This window comes from uncultured Dubosiella sp. (genome assembly GCF_964018005.1).
Lineage (GTDB): Bacteria > Bacillota_I > Bacilli_A > Erysipelotrichales > Erysipelotrichaceae > Dubosiella > Dubosiella muris.
Map to the genome: position 1 here is coordinate 1 of NZ_CAXHOA010000050.1, position 1172 is coordinate 1172.

The 1172-nt window shown below is 52.1% G+C and carries 2 protein-coding genes; one reads left to right on the plus strand and one right to left on the minus strand.

The window, feature by feature from the left end; all coding sequences use genetic code 11:
• Nucleotides 1–224 precede the first annotated feature (224 nt).
• Nucleotides 225–479 carry a hypothetical protein gene (locus ABNS49_RS13700; protein WP_135981019.1) on the plus strand — a complete coding sequence of 85 codons (255 nt, stop codon included), beginning with the start codon at nt 225–227 and terminating at the stop codon, nt 477–479.
• Here the strand turns inward: ABNS49_RS13700 and ABNS49_RS13705 are convergent, their stop codons facing one another.
• Nucleotides 480–1037: a thioredoxin family protein gene (locus ABNS49_RS13705; RefSeq protein ID WP_348688294.1), complete on the minus strand. Its 558-nt coding sequence runs from the start codon at nt 1035–1037 to the stop codon at nt 480–482.
• Nucleotides 1038–1172 lie beyond the last annotated feature (135 nt).

A 1172-nucleotide genomic window follows, 5' to 3' on the forward strand; every position in this document is an offset into this window, starting at 1 on the left:
GAACTCTCGCGCCAGTTTCCCGACCTATACCCTTAGCAGGGGCACCTCTTCAGCCACTTGAGTACATCTCCAAGAATAATTGTCGACGCCAATCATTAGCGCTCACTTATATTAGCATGAACAAAAAGCCAATGCAACCACTTTTTATCTTTTTTTCAAATGACGAGCATTTGAATCGAAAGCCGCCTTTCCATCCCGTATAATCATCCGTTGGAGGTTTTTTCATGTTTAAGTTGATTTTCAGCGATGCCGCCACCACCCGGCACATGCTTTGGATTACCAGCTTGCTGACCGGCTGCTCGTTGTTTGGCTCCATCGCGTTTACCGCGCTCGACCCGCAGTGGCAGCCGGTCGCCACCAATGTTTTGACAAGCGTTTGCGCCCGGGACTGGATCGCGTTTGAACGCTGTCTTTTTCTTCCTTCCTTTACGCTTTTGGCATGGTACGCCCTGCGCTATCTCTTTCTCCATGAAAAATAGCTAGCGTAGCATCGCCGCGTACGTTTGATGCAGCTGCTCCTTTTCCGCATCCGTCATAGTCCGCTCATGAGCGTCATGTCCATCCACCGTGCCGACATGGCCGGATACGACCGTCCCGTTTTCCATGACGAGCACGCAAGGCACAAACAAAGTCAGTTCCCCTTCGTCGTTTTCCGACATGTACTCTTCGATATACGGCGTGATCCGCGCTTTTTGCTCGTCCGTATATTCCAGTTCGCGGTTTTCATCCCGCGTTTGAATAAAAACGACGGAACGTCTCGCTTTTTCGGTCTCTTCCTTTAAAACCGGCACCGCCTCCTGGCACCACGGACAATCCGCAAATCCGAAATACAAGACGCCGCTTTCTCCATTCTCGAAAAAAGTCAGCGCCCTCTCAAAGGGCTGCGGATCCGAAAGACCGCTTTCGGCTTGCGGCGCGTCGACCGCGCACGCCTTGTCGCTATCGCAAGCGCCTTGCGGGGCTTGTGCCGGCTGGCAGCCCGCCAGCATCAAACCCATCCAGCCAGCCACACACGCTCTTTTCCATCTCTTTTTCATCGTCTACCTCTTCCTGTTTATAAAAAAACTCTGAAGATTCTCTTCAGAGTGTATTTTCAAATGGGGCGGCTGACGCGGATCGAACGCGCGAATGACGGAGCCACAATCCGTTGTGTTAACCACTTCACCACAACC